Below are 18,264 nucleotides of genomic sequence, written 5' to 3'. Positions count from 1 at the left end.
TCCCCCGTCCTCGTGACGCTTCCCCGTTGAGTACCCGCTAATGGAATGGCTAGCCGATCCCACGGCCTGGCTAGGCCTGTTGACGCTTATCGTCCTTGAGCTGGTGCTGGGTATCGACAACCTGGTGTTCATCGCCATCCTGGCAGACAAACTGCCGCCGCATCAGCGTGACCGCGCGCGGGTGATTGGCCTGAGCCTGGCCTTGATCATGCGACTGGGCTTGTTGGCGAGCATCTCGTGGATGGTCACCCTCACCGCGCCACTGTTCGAAGTGTTCGAAAAGAGCTTCTCTGGCCGTGACCTGATCATGCTGTTTGGTGGTGTGTTCCTGCTGTTCAAGGCCACCATGGAACTGCATGAACGCCTTGAGGGCCATGTAACCCAGGCCAGTGGCGCGGTACGTCATGCGGCGTTCTGGCCGATCGTTGCGCAGATCGTGGTGCTTGACGCGGTGTTTTCGCTGGACGCTGTGATCACGGCGGTGGGCATGGTCGAGCATCTGTCGGTAATGATGATCGCAGTGATCTTCTCGATCGGTATCATGATCGTTGCCAGCAAACCGCTGACCCGCTTCGTCAACGCCCACCCCACGGTAATCATGCTGTGCCTGGGCTTCCTGATGATGATCGGTTTCAGCCTGACCGCCGAAGGTTTGGGCTTCCATATCCCGAAGGGCTACCTGTACGCGGCCATCGGCTTCTCGATCCTTATCGAGCTGTTCAACCAGCTGGCCCGTGCCCGCCGCAAGCGCAGCTTGCAGCAGCACCGGCCGTTGCGTGAGCGCACTGCCCATGCCGTGCTACGCCTGCTGGGTGGCCGCCGTGTCGAGGCTGACGAAGTGGGTGAGGAAATCGCCGACTTGGTCGAGGGTGGTGAGGAGCAGGTGCTGTTCGACCGCCGTGAGCGGGTGATGATCAGTGGCGTGCTGAACCTGGCCGAGCGGCCTATCCGTACGGTGATGACCGCCCGCACCGAGGTCGACATGATCGACCTGGCGCAACCGGCCGACGCCATTACCCAGGCCCTGGCCAACTCGCCGTACTCGCGCCTGCCGTTGATCCGCAATGGCCGTGTCGACGAGCCTCTGGGCTTCGTGCACAAGAAGGAACTGCTCAAGGAGCTGCTGTCGGGCAGCCAGCCGGACCTGGAAGGCATGGCGCGTGTGCCGCTGAATTTGCTGGAGAGCTTCAGCATTCGCAACGCCCTGGAGCAGATGCGTGGCCAGTCGACTCACATCGCCTTCGTGGTCAACGAGTTCGGTGACTTCACCGGCCTGCTGACCATGACCGACATCCTTGAGTCGATTGCCGGTGAACTGCCGGATGCGAGCGAGGTTGAAGGCCCCGGCATCGTCCAGGAGGGCGAGGGCTTCGTGGTCAGTGGTGCACTGAACCTGAGCCAGGTCCAGGCGCGTACCGGCTTCAGTGCCCGTGCTACCGAGGATTACCAGACCCTCGCGGGCCTGGTGATGAGCTTGCTCGACCGCCTGCCGATTGTGGGTGACCGCCTGGCCTGGAATGGCTGGATGCTGACCGTGGAGGCGGTGGAAGAGCGGCGGGTGCGCCAGGTTCGGCTTACACCGAACGGCGACGTTGACGCAGCAGGTGCTTGAAACCCTCGAGCACCAGCACCAGCACCGCGGCCCAGATCGGCAGGTAGGTCAGCCACTGATCCGGGCCGATGGTTTCGCCCAGCAGCAACGCCACGCCCACCAGCAGCACGGGCTCGACGTAGCTGAGCAGGCCGAACAGGCTGAATGGCAGCATTCGGCTGGCCAGCACGTAGGCGATCAGGGCCGAGGCGCTGATCGCCCCAAGGATCGGGATCAACGCATACAGCCCTGGGTGGGCTTGCAGGTCAGCGCTGGAAAGCGGGCCCTGGATAACGAAGTACAACGCCCACGGTAGCAGCAGGCACATGTCGCACCACAGGCCGCCCAGGTGGTCGGTGCGGCAGCGTCGGCGCAGCACGAAATAGATCGGGTAGCCGATCGTCACCAACAGGGTTTCCCAGGCAAAACTGCCGTTTTGGTACAGCTCGTGGCCCACGCCCAGTGCGGCACAGGCCACGGCCACCTTTTGCAGGCGTGACAGGCGTTCGCCGTACACCAGCCGCCCGGTCAGGACCATGGCCAATGGCAGCAGGAAATAGCCCATCGACACTTCCAGGCTGCGCCCATGCAAGGGGGCCCAGAGGAACAGCCACAACTGTACGCCCATCAGCCACGACGTGCCGACCATGCCCAGCAACAGCACAGGCGTGCGCTTTACCCGGGCCAGCAGCTCGCCCACCCGCTTCCAGTCTTTCGAGACCAGCATGAACAAGGTGAGGCAGGGCAGCGTCAGCAGGGTGCGCCAGCCAAAGATCTCTTCGCCATCCAGTGGCTTGAGCAGCGAGGTATAGAAGTACATCACAGCGAACAGACAGGACGCCATGACCGATGAAACGATGCCTTTTGACACGAGTGCCTCGAATAGGGGAGTTGAGCGGGTGGATCAGCCGCGCATGATCTCAGGGGCCGCGCCTTGCGGCAACTGCGCAGCGCCCGGGCGTGTGGCCAGTGCCTCCAGGAACTGGGCGGCCGGCATGGGCCTGGCAAACAGGTAGCCCTGCTGGAAGTCCACCCCATGGCAGGCCAGGTAGTCGCGCTGGGTGTTCGTTTCCACACCTTCGGCCACGATACCCAGGCCCAGCTTGGCCGACAGGTCGATGATGCTTTCCAGAATGTGCACGGACAGCGCATCGCCGCCGATCATGGCGACAAAGCTCTGGTCGATCTTCAGGTAGTCGACCTGGAACTGGCGCAGGTAGTTGAGGCTCGACTGGCCGGTGCCGAAGTCGTCGAGGGCAATCATCACGCCCATGGCGTGGAGCTTTTCGAACAGTTCCAGGGTCACCGGGGTAGGCTCGATGAGTTTGCGCTCGGTCAGTTCCAGGGTCAGCACCACCCGGCCCGGCGGAAAGTGCTGCAGGAAGGTGCGGCAGTCGTCCAGCAGGCTGAGGTCGCGGCAATGATCGGCGGTGATGTTGACACCGATATGGAACCCGTCCTCCAGCAGCCCGGCATAGGGTGCCAGGCTTTGCGCGGTATTCATCATCAGCGCCCGGGTCATGGCGACGATCTGCCCGCTGTGCTCGGCATAAGGGATGAACAGGTCGGGCCTTACCAGGCCCTCGCGCGGGTGGCTCCAGCGCATCAGCACTTCGGCACCGGCCCAGCGGTAGTCGCCCTTGCGTACCACAGGCTGGAAATACGGCAGAAACTCGTCCGCCTGCAGCGCCCGGTCCAGCTCGGCCCGGGGTGAGGTGGCACGGCGAATCTGCCAGCGGCATACCAGCGCCGCCACGGCACCCAGCACCAGCAGCAAGCTGATAAGGGCAGGGTAGTGGCTGCGTAACAGCTGGCCCTGTTTGCCGGTGCTGTAGCCGCCCTGCACGCTGAATGGGTAACGAGTCGAACCCAGCAGTACGTTGGCGCTGGCGGCGGCAGGTGGTACGCCTTTGTGCACGACACCGTCCTTGCCCATCCAGGCATCGCCCACGCGGATTTGCAAGTCTTCGTCAGGGCCGATCAGGCGCAGTGCCGTTAGCAGGTGGTCGCCATCCACCGTGGTGATTGCCCCTTTGTCGCCCTCGCTGGCACGGTACACCAGCAGCGCGTGCCCCGGGGTGACCGAGTTGCCGTCCATCAGCCACAGTTTGCCGTCGGTATAGTCGCTGGCGTTGACCGGTTCGTCGAACTCGCCGAACAGCGAGGTGCAATACAGGTTGTTGTGCCTGAACAGGTTGGTCGAGCGTACGAAGGCGTTGCGGGTCACCTGGGCACGCAGCGTAAGCTGGGCCTGGTCGCAGGGGCTGCCTGCCAAGGGCAGCAGCGCATTGGCAGCACTGGAGAGGTTGTCGAGGATGCGCTCGACGTGCTCCACCGCCTGGCGGGTGGTGGCCTGGCTGCTGGCCTGCATCTCGCGCTCGACCTGCCAGTTCATGATGGCCAGGCCGCACACCACTGGCAGCACACCGACGCCCCAGGGCAACAGGGTACGCCAGCTGAATGCGGCGCGGCGTTTTACGGTAAGGGGCATGCTGATCTGGCTACGATGAGTGATACCGAGAGAATAGCCGTTTGTCGGCGCTCACGACCAACTAAAACGCGACAAACCATTTTACGCAATGTAGAATCCGTTTACGAATACAACAATAAGGTCCTTCAACTCCGAAGGATCAAGCCCGCCGAGAATGGGTCCATATGACATACCATGGGTTCAAGCTGATCATAGGTGACTTCCTCGCCCGCAGCGTGCGGGGCATCCCGTGCTCACCGCCGTTTCTGTTCCACATCCCACGCAATCAATAATTTTTCGCTGCAGATGAGGACACGAACATGGCTGATATCTTCGACAATCCAATGGGCCTGATGGGCTTCGAGTTCATTGAGCTGGCTTCGCCTACGCCTGGCGTACTCGAGCCGGTCTTCCAGATACTCGGTTTCACCAAGGTGGCTACCCACCGCTCCAAGGATGTGCACCTGTATCGCCAGGGTGGCATCAACCTGATCCTGAACAACGAACCCAAGAGCATCGCCTCGTACTTCGCGGCGGAACACGGCCCTTCGGTGTGCGGCATGGCGTTCCGCGTGCGCAATGCCCATGAAGCCTATGCCCGTGCCCTGGAACTGGGTGCCCAGCCGGTAGAAATCGAAACCGGCCCGATGGAGTTGCGCCTGCCGGCAATCAAAGGCATTGGCGGTGCGCCGTTGTACCTGATCGACCGTTTCGACGAAGGCAGTTCGATCTACGACATCGACTTCAACTTTATCGAAGGCGTGGATCGCAACCCGGTAGGTGCCGGCCTGAAAATCATCGACCACCTCACCCATAACGTTTACCGCGGGCGCATGGCTTACTGGGCCGGCTTCTACGAGAAACTGTTCAACTTCCGTGAGATCCGCTACTTCGATATCAAGGGTGAGTACACCGGCCTGACGTCCAAGGCCATGACTGCGCCCGATGGCATGATCCGCATCCCGCTCAACGAAGAGTCGTCCAAGGGTGCCGGGCAGATCGAAGAGTTCCTGATGCAGTTCAACGGTGAAGGCATCCAGCACGTAGCCTTCCTCACCGACGACTTGCTCAAGACCTGGGACGCCCTGAAGGGCTTCGGCATGCGCTTCATGACGGCGCCACCGCAGACCTATTACGAAATGCTCGAAGAGCGCCTGCCTGGCCACGGCGAGCCGGTGGATCAGTTGCAAGCGCGTGGCATCCTGCTCGATGGCGCTTCGCAGCCTGAAGACAAGCGCCTGCTGCTGCAGATCTTCTCGGAAACCCTGCTTGGCCCGGTGTTCTTCGAGTTCATCCAGCGCAAGGGTGATGATGGCTTTGGTGAAGGCAACTTCAAGGCGTTGTTCGAATCCATCGAACGTGACCAGGTACGCCGTGGTGTGCTGAGCACCGATTGATGCGGCCTGGACGCCGCCGCCGTCATGCACGCGCGGCGGCGTTTTCACGCCCGTGGGAGCGTGCCCTGAGCAAAGCCAGATAAACGATCGATGCCGTCACGATCCCTACCAGCACCAGCGACGGCAGGATTTGCAGTATGGACTGGCGGATTTCCTGAGCGGTGAAACCCTGCGCATATCCGCCTTTAACCCGGTACCCGTACCTGGCCGAGAAGGCATGTGCCAGGAACTCTGACTGCGATGGGCGTTGTGCGTCACGGCTATCGCCATTGCTCCAGATATAGCGGTCATCGAACTCCAGCAGCAGTGTCAGCCCATCCTGGAAACCATCCAGTTCGTTGCGCAACTGAATGGCATACGCAGTCACGATTACACCGACCCCTTTGCCTTGCAGGTAGAAGTTGACCAGCAGTTTGGGGCGGCTATCGGGTTGTCCATGAGACAGTTCGACCTGTTGGCCCGACAACGCGAAAGATGACAAGTACTCCAGAGAGTCCGAGGCGCTGCTGCAGTAGGCTTCGCTGCCCTCTACCAAGGTCAACGACCTGAGCATGGAGCGGCTCACAACCTGGTCCTGTAGAACGTCTTTGACATTTTCGCAGGGTTTGCCTGCAAGCGGCATAGCGCGTTGGGCAGCCTCATGGATTCGGTTCAGCGCCTGATCGACACTGAAAACCGCTTCCTGCACTGAGATGTTTGCGTTTTCCGCGAGTTTCATTTCCAGTTGAACAACCATTACCAGCAAACCGGAAATCACAGGCACGAGGCACACCGTGCAGAGCAGCAGCAGCTCTCGCGGGCGGTGTCCTGAGTTCAGGATTTTCAACATAGGGCAATCGCTCTCCGGGCCGAAGCTGTTCGGGGTGAACAACTGAACCCTGAGCCTATGCACTCAATGACCGGTCGGCTGTAGTCCTTGTGCAGCGTGCGGTAGAGGAAAACTACAAGGCTGATGTCAGGCTTTAGCTCGCCTTGAGTTTTGCCAGCACGTGTTCGGCGAGCAGGGCGGTCGAGGCCGGGTTCTGCCCAGTGATCAATCGACCATCCTCGACCACGTGTGGCATCCACGGATCATCATGCTTGCTGTACTCGCCGCCGCGGCCACCCAGTTCGTTTTCCGTCAGGAAAGGCACCACGGTGTCCAGCTCAACCAGTTTTTCCTCGATATTGGAAAAGCCGGTCACTTTACGGCCTTTGAGCAACAGGCAGTTGTCGCTGAGTTTGATGTTCAGCAGGCCAACCACGCCGTGGCAGACCGCCGCTACAATGCCGCCTTTTTCGTAGACCTCGCGTGCCAGCTCCTGCAGTGGCGGGTTATCGACAAAGTCGTACATCACACCATGGCCACCGGTGTAGTAGATGACGCCGTAGTCGTCGGCCTTTACCTGACCAGGGCTCAAGGTGGTGCCCAGGCGCGTCATGAAGCGCTTGTCGTCATACCATTGCCAGTCCAGGTCCGGCGCCATCTGCAGGCTGTGCGGGTCGATGGGGACGTAGCCGCCCTGTGGGCTGACATAATCGACTCTGTAGCCGGCCTTTTCGACTTTCTCGACAAAGTGCACGGCCTCTCCCAGCCACAACCCGGTCGCCCGCTTGAGGGCTGGGTACTTAGCTGTATTGGTCAGCACTACCAGCATTTTCTTGCTCATGACCGTGCTCCTGTCGGCAACCTGGATAGGCCGATGCTCCCTGGCCCAAGGGAAAACCTAATCAGCATAGCTGCCCCCTGCAGGTGCGCCATGGTACGTGGTGCGTACTGTGCTAACTTGAACACATTCCACGAGTGACCCTGTCTGTTCAGGTAGCACTGTGGCCAACCCGTAACATTGCTGGAGTCACGATATTGGTCGCAAACAGTACGCCACGCGGGCCTTCGCAGCCGGTCATGCTGCAGCCGTCTGTTTCGCAGCCGGTCGAGTTGATGGCGCAACGGATTGCACGGTTCGACTGGGGGCGTACTTCGCTCGGGCCATTGCCGCGCTGGCCGGCTTCCTTGCGTATTGCCGTCGACATGATGCATTTGTCACCGTTCCCTTGTGCCGTGGTCTGGGGGGCTGACCTTTTTGTGGTGCACAACGAAGGCTACAGGGCGCTGCGGGCAGTGCCGGATGCCTTGGGTACAGCGTTCGATAGGCTTTGGCACGATGTCTGGCCGGCAGTGGGACCCCGTGTGTTCCAGGCATTGGAGGGGCGCTCGAGTTTTGTCGAGGATCCCCCCCTGAGTGTTCCCGGCGTCGAGGACGAAGAGCCGATATGGTGCGCGTTCGGTTTTGCACCGTTGCATGATGAGCTTGGCAATGTGGCGGGTTTTCTGCATACGGTGATCGAAACGACGGCCAGTGTCGAGGCGCACCGCCATTGGCGCGCGCAGGCGCTGGGGTTTGAGCAGCAGATCGAACGCCATGTGGCTGAACGCGAACAGTTCTGGCAACTGTCGCGCGACGCGATGATGACGGTGACTGCGGAACTGAAACTGCATGCCGTCAACCCGGCCTGGTACCGCATTCTGGGCTGGACCCAAGAGCAGGTGCAGGATATGCCGGTAATGGAACTGGTGCACCCGGCCGATCGCGCGGACGTGCAGGTGGCAGTGTCCGGGCTGTTGCAAGACAGCAACACGGAACAGATCGAGACCCGCCTGCGGCACCGTGATGGTCACTACCACTGGTTTCGCTGGAGCGCGCGGTTTGATGGCAGCCTGCTGACGGCGGTTGGCCGGGACATTACCGAAGACCGCGAGGAGGCTGCACGTCAGTCCAGGGCGCTGATGCGCAACAGCGAGCGTATGCAGGTGGTAGGCCAGTTGGCGGGGGGCATGGGCCACGAAATGAATAACCTGCTGTCCGGCGTTGGCGGCAGCCTTGAGTTGTTGCAACGACGCCTACGAGAGGGGCGGCTGGAGCGCGTGGAGGCCTACGCGGAAGTAGCCCGCGAGTCGGTGCAACGCGCCATGGAACTGACCCATCGCCTGCTGGCGCTCTCGCGCCTTCAACCCTTGGCCACCCGGCCGCTGGACTTTAATCGGCAATTACGCCTTTGCGAGCCACTGCTGCTGAAGACGTTGGGCGCGGAGGTTGGCTTGCACTGGCAGCTGGATGTCGTGCCGTGGGCGGTAAAACTGGACGTTCGTGAGCTTGAAAATGCCTTGATCAGCCTTTGCACCAATGCCCGGGAAGCGTGCCTGACGCAGGGCAGTGTCACGTTGCGTACCGTCAACAAGCGCTTGACCAGTGCTTTTCCGGATGCGCGAGGCCTGCCACCTGGCGACTACGTAGCCTTGTATGTCGAGGATGACGGCCATGGCATGTCGGCAGCGGACATAGCCAGGGCCTTTGAACCGTTCTTCACCACCAAACCCGTCGGGCGTGGGGCCGGGCTGGGGTTGTCAATGGTGTATGGTTTCGTCAGCCAATCGGGCGGGTATGTCTGGATCGAGTCTGTCCCGGAGCAGGGCACGACGGTTTCCATGCTTTTCCCAAGGTGCCATGAGCGGGTCCTTGAAGAGCCCAAACCCTTACCGCCACCGCAGCGCGTGGCCCGGGGCGAACGCCTGCTGCTGGTGGATGACGAGGTGAATTTGCGCGCGGTCATGCATGAGTACCTGGCCGAGCGTGGTTTCGACGTGACGGTAGCAGGCGATGCGAATACTGCCCTGGAACGCTTCCGCCATGATGGCCCCTTCGACCTGGTGATCACCGACATCGGCTTGCCGGGTGGCTTCAGTGGCCGGCAAGTGGCCAGGGCCATGCGCATGCAGATTGCGCAACAGAAAATCCTGTTCATCACCGGTTATGGGGACCAGCCCATCGAAGCGCAATTGCTTGATCAAGCGGGCACCGCGTTGATGAACAAGCCGTTCCTGCTGGCAGAGCTTGCTGACCAGGCACTGCGCATGCTTGATGCATAGTGCCCATTACGGTTTGCCAAGAATCTGCGTCACTTGTGCTTGCAGCTGCTTCAGCTCGAATGGCTTGCAGATCAAGTGCATGCCTGCCCCCAGAAAGTCGGCTCGGGCCATGGCCGTTTCGGCGTACCCGGTGATGAACAGCACCGGCAGCTGTGGGCGCAGGGTGCGGGCTATCTCGGCCAGTTGCCGGCCGTTCATACCGGGTAAGCCGACATCGCTGATCAGTAAATTTACCCTTTGCGCCGAGCGCAGCACCTTCAGCCCCTCGTTGCCGTTAGCGGCACTGTGGCAGGTGAAGCCGTCGTCGCGCAGCGCTTGGCACAGCAAGTGGCGCACATGCGGGTCGTCCTCGACGACCAGTACATGTCGGCCGCCGTCAGGGTACGCAGGTTGCGCCGGCTGGCACGATTGCCTGGCCGGGCCGGTATGACGCGGCAGGTAAAGGTCTACCCGGGTACCCTGGCCGATCTGGCTGTGCAGGGTCACATGCCCATGTGACTGCTTGCTGAAACCGTACACCATCGATAGGCCAAGACCGATGCCTTGGCCTATCGCTTTGGTGCTGAAAAATGGCTCGAATGCATGTTCCAGTGTGCTTTGCGCCATGCCTTGGCCGTCGTCGATGATACGCAGCCGCACGTAATCGCCATTGGCCAGGGCGCCGCTGGCGAGCTGGCCAGAGGTGACGTGCAGGTTACTTGCTTCGATGCGCAAAAGGCCGCCGCTGGGCATGGCCTCGCAGGCATTGGCCGTCAGGTTGTCCAGGGCTTCGTGCAGCTGCTGGTCATCAGCCTGCACGGCCCAGAGGCCTTTGGCCATGTGTACCTGAAGGGATACCGCCGGGTTAAGGCAGGCTTTCAGGCGTTTGGCCTGTAGCAGGGTATGCAGGTCTATGCGTTGGCTGTGCAGCGATTGCCGCGACGAGAAAGCCAGCAGGCGGTGGGTCAGGCGCGCGGCCCGTGATACGGCCTCGTGGCCCATGCGCAGCACCCCGTCCAGACCGTCGCTACGGCCCTGTCGCAGGCGTCGGTCGATCAGTTCAAAGCTGCCGCCAATGCTGGTGAGCAGGTTGTTGAAGTCGTGAGCAACGCCGCCGGCCAGTTGGCCGATGGCTTCCATCTTGCGTGCCTGGTAGCGGGCGAACTCGCCGCGTTCCGGTTCGTCGTCTGGTGGCGAACGTCGGGTGTCCAGGCGTTGCTGCAGGCCGTGCAACTGGTCGCGTGTGAGGTACTGCCTGCGCCGATTGCGCAGGGCGGACTGGGTCATGTGCAACAGCTGGGCATTTTCAAAGGGGGCCACCAGCAATGCCAGGTTGCCCAATGGATGGTTGCTAACGCCACTGGCCGACCAGGCGCCCTCGGTAACCAGTACGATAGGCAAATCCGACCAGCTCGGTTGTTGGTCGATGAAGGCCTGCAGCGATGCGCTCGGGCCTTGACTGAACGCTTGTTCGGCGATGATCGCCAACCCTGCACCTTCGGCCAGGCGCGCCTGCAGGTTGGCCAGGTCGACTGCGCACAGGCTATCGATGCCGGCGGAGGCGAGTAGACGCGAGGTATCCGCCGCCAGCGTCGGGGGTGCCAGGATCAAGGCACGTTCGTCCAGCGCCAATGAATTGGCCAACACGACTCTCCTGTAGGGTGACCTGATATTCACTGGACACTGGGCACAGACTCAGGGTTCAACAAAAGTCAGTCGTTACCTACATGCCCTGTTGCAGCACGGGGTCGTCAGGGTTTTGCCGCTCCAGCTCGGCCAGCAGCACCTGCACGTTCTGCAGCTGGCCGGACTCTTTCCAGTACTGAATCAGCAGCACCCGCGCCCGGCGGTTGGCAGGCTGGCGATTGAGCACGGTTTCCAGTTGCTTCTGTGCGGCGTCGAGTTGGCCCAGCTCGTGCAGGGTAACTGCCAGGGTATAGCGGTAGTCGGCGTTGTCCGGCTCCAGCTCGACGGCGCGGGACAGGGCCAGCAAGGCATATTCGCGCTGTTCGTGGCGGTTCAGCCAAAGCCCTAGCTCGTACTGCAGAAAGGACGAGTCGGGGCTTAGCGCCAAGGCTTGGCCCAGCACCTGGCGCGAGGCATCGTGATGCCCCTGGCGCTCGAGCAGGCGTACCTGAGTAGCCAGGGCGTCAAGGTTGCCAGGGGCGACCGCCAGCGCTCGTTGCAGGGCTGTGGCGGCCTGGGTGTAGTCGTTTTCATGCAGATAAAGACGTGCCAGGTGCACTTGGGCATCGGCATCCTCGGGCTGTTGCTCCAGCGCTTGCTGGTATTGCTCGAGGGCTGCTTGCAGCGGGCCGAAATACAGGCCAATGGCGTCGGGGTCGAGGCCCAGCAGGGCATCCACGGCGGCAAAACGCACGCTTTGCTCGTCGTCGTCCAGCAGCGGGCCGAGCACCAGGCTACGCTGCGCCGCCGGTAACAGGCGGCGGATACCGGCAATGGCCGCTCGGCGCACCAGTGGGTCGGCATGCTCCAGGTCCTGGCGGGCGAGCTTCAATGCCAGTGGCGAGGGGTAGTTGGGCAACTCGGCGTACAGTGCCGCACGCCGGATGGCGGGCAAGTCGTTACGTTGCAATTGCTGGTACAGCACCCGTGCCGCACCGGGCTGGCCGTCGTGGGCCTGGCGCAGTGCCTTGGCGTAGCTGTGCGCCGGCAAGGTCGGTGCGGCTGGTGGGGTGTCGCGCCACAGGTAGCCGAACAGGGCCGATACCAGGATCAACAACAGCAAGGCGATCAGGTAGCGGTTGCGTCTGGGCATCGGACGATCCGTGGCGGCGAAGGGGCAGAGCTTGGGCCAGACGGGGGGTAAATGCAACCACGCCCTTGTAGTTTGGCGGCAAAACGGCGCCAATGCTTATCCACAATAAAAAAGCCCCGCAGACCAGGGCCAGCGGGGCAAACGGTTGGGGGAGGAGCCAACCAAAGGAGTCGTTGAAACAGGGGGTATCAGTGTGCGCTGGCCACGGTTTCCGGTTGCCAGCCGCCGCCCAGGGCCTTGTAGATCGAGACAATGCCGCGGTACAGCTCGACTTCGCCCTGAGCCTGCGCATCTTCTGCGCTCAACCGCTCACGCTCGGCATCGAGCAGCACCAGGTAGTCGACCGTCCCTTCGCGATAGCGGATCGAGGCCAGCTCTGCCGCCTTGCGGCTGGCATCGCTCTGGCGCATCAGCGACAGCAGCCGCTGCTGGGTCTTGTCGTAATCGCTGAAGGCATTGGCCGACTCTTCCAGAGCCAGCAATACCTGCTGCTCGTAATTGGCCAGCGCCCCTTCGGCATCGGCCTTGGCGCCGCGCAGGCGGGCCCGCACGCTGCCCAGGTCGAAGGCCGCCCAGGTAATGCTTGGGCCCAGTGCCCAGGCATTGGCAGCCGAGGAGCCTATCTGCGAGCCACGCGCGGCGGTAAAGCCCAGGAAGCCGCTGAGGCTGACGCGGGGGAACAGGTCTGCCGTGGCTACGCCTACGTTGGCGGTGGCGGCCGCCAGTTGGCGTTCGGCGCTGCGGATATCCGGGCGGCGGCGCAGCAGTTCCCCCGGATCGCCTACCGGCAACGCCTTGGCGATGGCCGGCAGGGCCTTGGGCGACAGGTCTACGCTGAGTGCCTCTGGGCGCTGGCCGAGCAGGGTGGCAATGCGATGACGCGCCCGAGCCTGTTCAGCTTGCAGTTGCGGCACAGTGGCCTCGACCCCGGCCAGGCGTGCATCGGCACGCACCACGTCGAGGTCGTTGCCCACACCGGCATCGCGCAGGGTTTCGGTAATGGTCCGCGATTCTTGCTGGGTCTTGAGGTTGGCCAGGGCGATCTTCTCGCGCAACTGGGCACCGCGTAGCTGCCCGTAGGCATCGACCAGCTCGGCGATCAGGCTCACCTGCAACTGCTGCAGGTCGGCGGCGGCCGCCGCTTCCTGGGCTTCGCTGGCCTCGATCTGGCGCTGGATGCGGCCGAACAGGTCAAGCTCCCAGGCCATGTCCAGGCCCAGGTCATAGCGCTCGCTGTTCACCCGCTGCGTGGTCTGGCCAGGGATCTGGCCCTTGCCAATGTCGCTGCTGGCGCGGCTGGTGACCACCGGGAACTGATCGTTCTCGGCGTCTTCACGGATCGAACGCGCCGATCTCAAACGGGCGAAGGCCACGCGCAAATCACGGTTGCCGTCGAGCGAGGCCTGCACCAGCTGGTTCAGCACCGGGTCATCGAACTGCTTCCACCACAGGCTTTCGAAGCGGCTACGGTCGTAGGCCTTGGCCTGCACGTCGCTGTTCAGTTGCGCAGGTTCGGTGGCCGGGGCCTGGTAGTCCGGGCCTACCGCACAGGCCGCGAGGGCCAGTGCCAGCAGGCTTGGGGTCAGGGGTTTGAGCAGGTTCATGCATGGTTCTCCAGCACTTGAACGTGTTCGGCCTTGCGGGCCTGGCGACGCTCGACGAAACGGCGAATCAGGAAGAAGAACACCGGGGTCAGGAACAGGCCGAACACGGTCACGCCGATCATCCCCGAGAACACTGCCACACCCATGGCATGGCGCATTTCGGAACCTGCACCGGAGCTGAACACCAGTGGCACCACACCCATGATGAAGGCGATCGAGGTCATCAGGATCGGCCGCAGACGCAGGCGGCAGGCTTCCAGCACCGCAGCCAGCGGGTCGAGGCCTTTGGCCTGTTCATCCTTGGCGAACTCGACGATCAGGATCGCGTTCTTGCACGCCAGGCCCACCAGTACGATCAAACCGATCTGGGTGAAGATGTTGTTGTCGCCACCCGACACGATCACACCGGTTATGGCCGACAGCAGGGTCATCGGCACGATCAGGATCACCGCCAGTGGCAGGCTCCAGCTTTCGTACTGGGCAGCCAGTACCAGGAACGCCAGCAGTACGCACAGCGGGAATACCAGCAGTGCGGTATTGCCCGAGAGGATCTGCTGGTAGGTCAGGTCGGTCCACTCGAAGGTCATGCCGTTGGGCAGTTCCTCTTTCAGCAGTTTCTCGATCGCAGCTTCGGCTTGGCCAGAGCTGTAGCCCGGGGCGGCGGCACCGTTGATTTCTGCGGTAATGAAGCCGTTGTAGTGCATGACCCGGTCTGGCCCGGAGGTGTCGCTGACCTTGAGGAAGGTCGCCAGCGGGATCATCTCGCCCAGGTTGTTACGCACCTTCAACTGGCCGATCTGCTCGGCATCGAGGCGGAACTGCTGCTCGGCCTGGACGTTGACCTGGTAGGTGCGGCCAAAGCGGTTGAAGTCGTTGGTGTACAGCGAACCCAGGTAAACCTGCAGGGTGTCGAAGATGTCGGTGATCGCCACGCCATGGGTCTTGGCCTTTTCCCGGTCGATGGCGGCATCGACTTGCGGCACGTTGACCTGGTAGCTGGTGAACAGGCCTGCCAGCTCTGGCACGTTGTGGCTTTTGGCGATGATGTTCTGGGTTTCCTTGTACAGCGCTTCGTAACCCAGGTTGCCACGGTCTTCGATTTGCAGGCGGAAGCCACCAATGGTACCCAGGCCCTGTACCGGCGGCGGTGGGAAGATGGCGATGTAGGCATCCTGAATGTCGGCAAACTGTGCATTCAGTGCAGCCGCGATGGCTGCCGCCGATTGGCTCGGGTCTTTGCGCTCATCGAACGGCTTGAGCGGGGTGAATACGATGCCGCTGTTCGGGCTGTTGGTGAAACCGTTGATCGACAGGCCCGGGAAGGCTACCGAGTCGGCAACACCGGGTTGTTTCAGGGCAATTTCGCTCATGCGCTTGATCACCGCCTCGGTGCGGTCAAGGCTGGCGGCGTCAGGCAGTTGGGCGAAGGCCACCAGGTACTGCTTGTCCTGCGCCGGCACGAAACCGGTCGGGGTGGACGAGAAGCCCAGGTAGGTCAGGCCCATCAGGCCGGCGTACACGAACAGCGCGATGCCGCTGGAGCGGATGACCCGGCGTACGCCACCGACGTAGCGGTTCGAGGCACGGTCGAAGAAGCGGTTGAACGGCGCGAACAGCCAGCTGCCCAGCAGTTTTTCCAGGATGCGCGAGAAACGGTCCTTGGGTGCGTGGTGGTCCTTGAGCAGCACCGCAGCCAGGGCCGGCGACAGGGTCAGCGAGTTGAAGGCCGAAATCACCGTGGAAATGGCAATGGTCAGGGCGAATTGCTTGTAGAACTGCCCGGTAAGGCCGGAAATGAACGCGGCCGGCACGAACACGGCGCACAGCACCAGCGCCGTGGCGATGATCGGCCCGGTCACTTCGCTCATGGCCTTTTGCGTGGCTTCCAGCGGTTTCAGGCCCAGCCCGATATTACGTTCGACGTTTTCCACCACGACGATGGCGTCGTCCACCACGATCCCGATGGCCAGCACCAGGCCGAATAACGACAAGGCGTTGAGCGAGAAGCCGAACAGGTGCATGACTGCAAAGGTACCGATCAACGACACCGGCACAGCCAGCAGCGGGATGATCGAGGCACGCCAGGTTTGCAGGAACAGGATCACCACCAGCACCACCAGCACCAGTGCTTCGAACAGGGTATGTACCACCGCTTCGATGGAACCGCGCACGAAGATGGTCGGGTCATAGACGATGCTGTAGTCCATCCCTTCCGGGAAGTCCTTCTTCAGCTCGGCCATTTTCGCCCGCACTTCGTCGGAGATCTCGATAGCGTTGGAGCCTGGGCGCTGGAAGATCGGGATGGCCACGGCCGGCTGGTTGTTCAGCAGCGAACGCAGGGCATACTGGCTGGAGCCGAGTTCGACCCGGGCGATGTCCTTCAGGCGGGTGATTTCGCCATTGGCACCGGCACGGATGATGATGTTTTCGAACTCTTCCTCGTTGACCAGTCGGCCCTGGGTGTTGATCGACAGCTGGAAGCTGGTGGAGCCGGGGGCGGGCGGTGCGCCCAGCTGGCCTGCTGCCACCTGGCGGTTCTGCTCGCGGATTGCAGCGACCACATCACTGGCGGTGAGGTTGCGCGAAGCGGTCTTGTTCGGGTCCAGCCACACGCGCAGCGAGTAGTCGCCCATGCCGAACAGTTGCACGTCGCCTACGCCGCCCAGGCGCGCCAGTTCGTCCTTGATGTTGAGGATGGCGTAGTTGGACAGGTAGAGCATGTCGTAGCGGTTGTCCGGCGAGGTCAGGTGCACGACCATGGTTAGGTCGGGCGAGGCCTTGTCGACGGTAATACCGATGCGGGTCACTTCCTCGGGCAGCTTGGGCTGGGTGCGGGTGACGCGGTTCTGCACCTGTACCTGGGCGTTGTCCAGGTCGGTGCCTAGGGCGAAGGTAATGGTCAGCGTCAGCTTGCCGTCAGCGGTGGACTGGGAGGACATGTACAGCATGTTCTCCACACCGGTAATTGCCTGCTCCAGCGGCGCGGCGACGGTTTCGCCGATGACCTTGGGGTTGGCACCGGGGAAGTTGGCGCGCACCACCACGGTTGGCGGGACCACTTCGGGGTATTCGCTGATTGGCAGCTGGAACAGCGAGATGGAGCCCGCGATCAGCAGCACCAGCGACAGCACCGCGGCGAAGATTGGCCGGGTAATGAAGAATTTCGAGAAGTTCATCGGTGTGGTCCCTTAACCGCGTGGCGCCTGGGCGCTGGCGACTTTCACGTTATTGCCCGCCACCTTCGGCGCCGGGTTGCTGGCCTCCAGGGCCTGGCGCTGCTGGGCGAGGGCGGCGAGGGTCTGTTCGCTGGCCATCTGGGTATCGATCGGGGTGACCGGCGAGCCAGGACGCACGCGCTGCAGGCCCTTGACCACGATGCGGTCATCCTTGCCCAGGCCGCTGCGCACGATGCGCAAGCCTTCCAGCTTCGGCCCTAACTCCACGGCGCGGTAGGCAGCCTTGTTGTCCTTGTCCATGACCAGCACGAACTTCTTGCCAAGGTCGGTGCCCACGGCTTCGTCGTTGATCAGCACGGCGTCGTACTGGGCGCTGCCCACCAGCTTCAGGCGTGCATATAGGCCTGGGGTGAACTGGCCGTCGCTGTTGTCGAACACCGCACGGCCACGGATGGTGCCGGTGCGCGGGTTGACCTGGTTGTCGACGAAGTTCATCTGGCCCAGGTGCGGATTGCCGCTTTCGTTGGTCAAGCCCAGGTACACCGGGGTGCTCTGGCCACGCTGGCCCTCGCGTGCCAGCTGGGTGTACTTGAGGTACACGCGCTCGTCGGCGTCGAAGTAGGCGTAGACCTTGTCGGTGGACACCACGCTGGTCAGCGGGGTGACATCGGCGCTGACGATGTTGCCGGCGGTGAACGCGGCGCGGCTGACACGGCCGCTGATAGGCGCGGTGACGCGGGTGAAGCTGAGGTTAAGGCGTGCCAGGTCAAGCTGGGCCTGAATGGCATCGACCCCGGCACGGGCTTCGGCGGCAGCGCTGCTGCGCGATTCGGCCAGCTCGGCGGAGATGGCGTTGCTGTCACGCAGGCGTTCGCCACGGCGGGCTTCGTTGGCACTGCGAATGGCAGTGGCCTTGGCCTGTTGCAGTTGGGCTTCAAGGCGGCGGACTTCAGCCTGGAACGGGCGAGGGTCGATCTGGAACAGCAGGTCGCCTTTCTTGACCTGGGCGCCTTCGGTGAAGGCCACCTGGTCGATCTGGCCGGAAACCCGTGGGCGTACTTCGACGGTTTCCGGGGCTTCTAGGCGGCCGGTGAACTCGTCCCATTCGTTGATCGGTTGCTCGATCACCTTGGCCACACTGACCTTCGGCGCGGCGGGAGCCTGCACGGCGTCTGGGGTTCGACCGCAAGCGCTGATCACCACCACTGCCAGGGCAGCGAGGGGAAAGCGCAAGTGTTTGAGTGATTGTTCCATGGAGAACTCCGCCAATGTATTAGTAGTGGGCGGAGTGTGAGTGTGTTGCGCGTGAGGCACGAATCGAACGGGGCGAAGGTTATTATCACGCTGAATGATATGTGCGG

General features: G+C 62.4%; 12 protein-coding genes. 3 read left to right on the top strand and 9 right to left on the bottom strand.

Annotated elements, in window-relative coordinates; all coding sequences use genetic code 11:
- Positions 1-40 precede the first annotated feature (40 nt).
- Positions 41-1,612, top strand: a complete 1,572-nt coding sequence (locus PM2_RS07375) for a TerC family protein (protein WP_028698881.1) — start codon at positions 41-43, stop codon at positions 1,610-1,612.
- Here PM2_RS07375 and rarD read toward each other — a convergent pair.
- Both rarD and PM2_RS07365 read right to left on the bottom strand, forming a co-directional pair.
- Entirely contained in the window at positions 1,575-2,462 is an 888-nt protein-coding gene (rarD, locus tag PM2_RS07370; protein ID WP_028698882.1) for an EamA family transporter RarD, read from the bottom strand. The two genes, PM2_RS07375 and rarD, sit on opposite strands and share 38 nt — an antisense overlap.
- A 33-nt stretch (positions 2,463-2,495) precedes the next feature.
- A complete protein-coding gene (locus PM2_RS07365; RefSeq protein WP_028698883.1) occupies positions 2,496-4,082 on the bottom strand; it encodes an EAL domain-containing protein in 1,587 nt (528 codons plus the stop codon).
- Positions 4,083-4,381: 299 nt separating this feature from the next.
- On the opposite strand from PM2_RS07365, the gene hppD reads away from it, so the two are divergent.
- Positions 4,382-5,458: a 4-hydroxyphenylpyruvate dioxygenase gene (gene hppD / locus PM2_RS07360; RefSeq protein WP_016714000.1), complete on the top strand. Its 1,077-nt coding sequence runs from the start codon at positions 4,382-4,384 to the stop codon at positions 5,456-5,458.
- Positions 5,459-5,480: 22 nt separating this feature from the next.
- Here the strand turns inward: hppD and PM2_RS07355 are convergent, their stop codons facing one another.
- Complete coding sequence (locus PM2_RS07355; RefSeq protein ID WP_016714001.1) at positions 5,481-6,287, bottom strand: CSS-motif domain-containing protein; 807 nt, start codon at positions 6,285-6,287, stop codon at positions 5,481-5,483.
- Between the two features lie 133 nt (positions 6,288-6,420).
- Positions 6,421-7,107, bottom strand: a complete 687-nt coding sequence (locus tag PM2_RS07350) for a type 1 glutamine amidotransferase domain-containing protein (protein WP_016714002.1) — start codon at positions 7,105-7,107, stop codon at positions 6,421-6,423.
- Between the two features lie 194 nt (positions 7,108-7,301).
- Here PM2_RS07350 and PM2_RS07345 point away from each other — a divergent pair, with 194 nt between their 5' ends.
- Entirely contained in the window at positions 7,302-9,365 is a 2,064-nt protein-coding gene (locus tag PM2_RS07345) for an ATP-binding protein (RefSeq protein WP_016714003.1), read from the top strand.
- 6 nt (positions 9,366-9,371) lie between these two features.
- Here PM2_RS07345 and PM2_RS07340 read toward each other — a convergent pair whose 3' ends face one another.
- The 5 genes from PM2_RS07340 to mexE all read right to left on the bottom strand — a co-directional run bounded on the left by PM2_RS07340 (position 9,372) and on the right by mexE (position 18,157).
- Positions 9,372-10,988: a response regulator gene (locus tag PM2_RS07340; RefSeq protein WP_028698884.1), complete on the bottom strand. Its 1,617-nt coding sequence runs from the start codon at positions 10,986-10,988 to the stop codon at positions 9,372-9,374.
- Positions 10,989-11,067: 79 nt separating this feature from the next.
- Positions 11,068-12,123, bottom strand: a complete 1,056-nt coding sequence (locus tag PM2_RS07335; RefSeq protein ID WP_028698885.1) for a tetratricopeptide repeat protein — start codon at positions 12,121-12,123, stop codon at positions 11,068-11,070.
- Between the two features lie 188 nt (positions 12,124-12,311).
- Positions 12,312-13,727, bottom strand: a complete 1,416-nt coding sequence (locus PM2_RS07330) for an efflux transporter outer membrane subunit (RefSeq protein WP_016714006.1) — start codon at positions 13,725-13,727, stop codon at positions 12,312-12,314.
- A complete protein-coding gene (locus PM2_RS07325) occupies positions 13,724-16,903 on the bottom strand; it encodes an efflux RND transporter permease subunit (protein ID WP_016714007.1) in 3,180 nt (1,059 codons plus the stop codon). Before PM2_RS07325 ends, PM2_RS07330 begins: the two co-directional genes overlap by 4 nt.
- Before the next feature lie 12 nt (positions 16,904-16,915).
- Entirely contained in the window at positions 16,916-18,157 is a 1,242-nt protein-coding gene (gene mexE / locus PM2_RS07320; RefSeq protein WP_016714008.1) for a multidrug efflux RND transporter periplasmic adaptor subunit MexE, read from the bottom strand.
- Positions 18,158-18,264 lie beyond the last annotated feature (107 nt).

This window comes from Pseudomonas monteilii NBRC 103158 = DSM 14164, from assembly GCF_000730605.1.
GTDB lineage: Bacteria > Pseudomonadota > Gammaproteobacteria > Pseudomonadales > Pseudomonadaceae > Aquipseudomonas > Aquipseudomonas monteilii.
Note: the sequence above shows the minus strand (reverse complement) of the source record. Positions and strands in the feature narration are given on the sequence as shown.

Bases quoted from the DNA above. Each gene is read 5' to 3' on its own strand.
- PM2_RS07350 (WP_016714002.1), bottom strand. From the start codon at position 7,107: ATGAGCAAGAAAATGCTGGTAGTGCTGACCAATACAGCTAAGTACCCA.
- PM2_RS07365 (WP_028698883.1), bottom strand. From the start codon at position 4,082: ATGCCCCTTACCGTAAAACGCCGCGCCGCATTCAGCTGGCGTACCCTG.
- hppD (WP_016714000.1), top strand. From the start codon at position 4,382: ATGGCTGATATCTTCGACAATCCAATGGGCCTGATGGGCTTCGAGTTC.
- PM2_RS07325 (WP_016714007.1), bottom strand. From the start codon at position 16,903: ATGAACTTCTCGAAATTCTTCATTACCCGGCCAATCTTCGCCGCGGTG.
- PM2_RS07330 (WP_016714006.1), bottom strand. From the start codon at position 13,727: ATGAACCTGCTCAAACCCCTGACCCCAAGCCTGCTGGCACTGGCCCTC.
- PM2_RS07335 (WP_028698885.1), bottom strand. From the start codon at position 12,123: ATGCCCAGACGCAACCGCTACCTGATCGCCTTGCTGTTGTTGATCCTG.
- PM2_RS07355 (WP_016714001.1), bottom strand. From the start codon at position 6,287: ATGTTGAAAATCCTGAACTCAGGACACCGCCCGCGAGAGCTGCTGCTG.
- PM2_RS07375 (WP_028698881.1), top strand. From the start codon at position 41: ATGGAATGGCTAGCCGATCCCACGGCCTGGCTAGGCCTGTTGACGCTT.
- mexE (WP_016714008.1), bottom strand. From the start codon at position 18,157: ATGGAACAATCACTCAAACACTTGCGCTTTCCCCTCGCTGCCCTGGCA.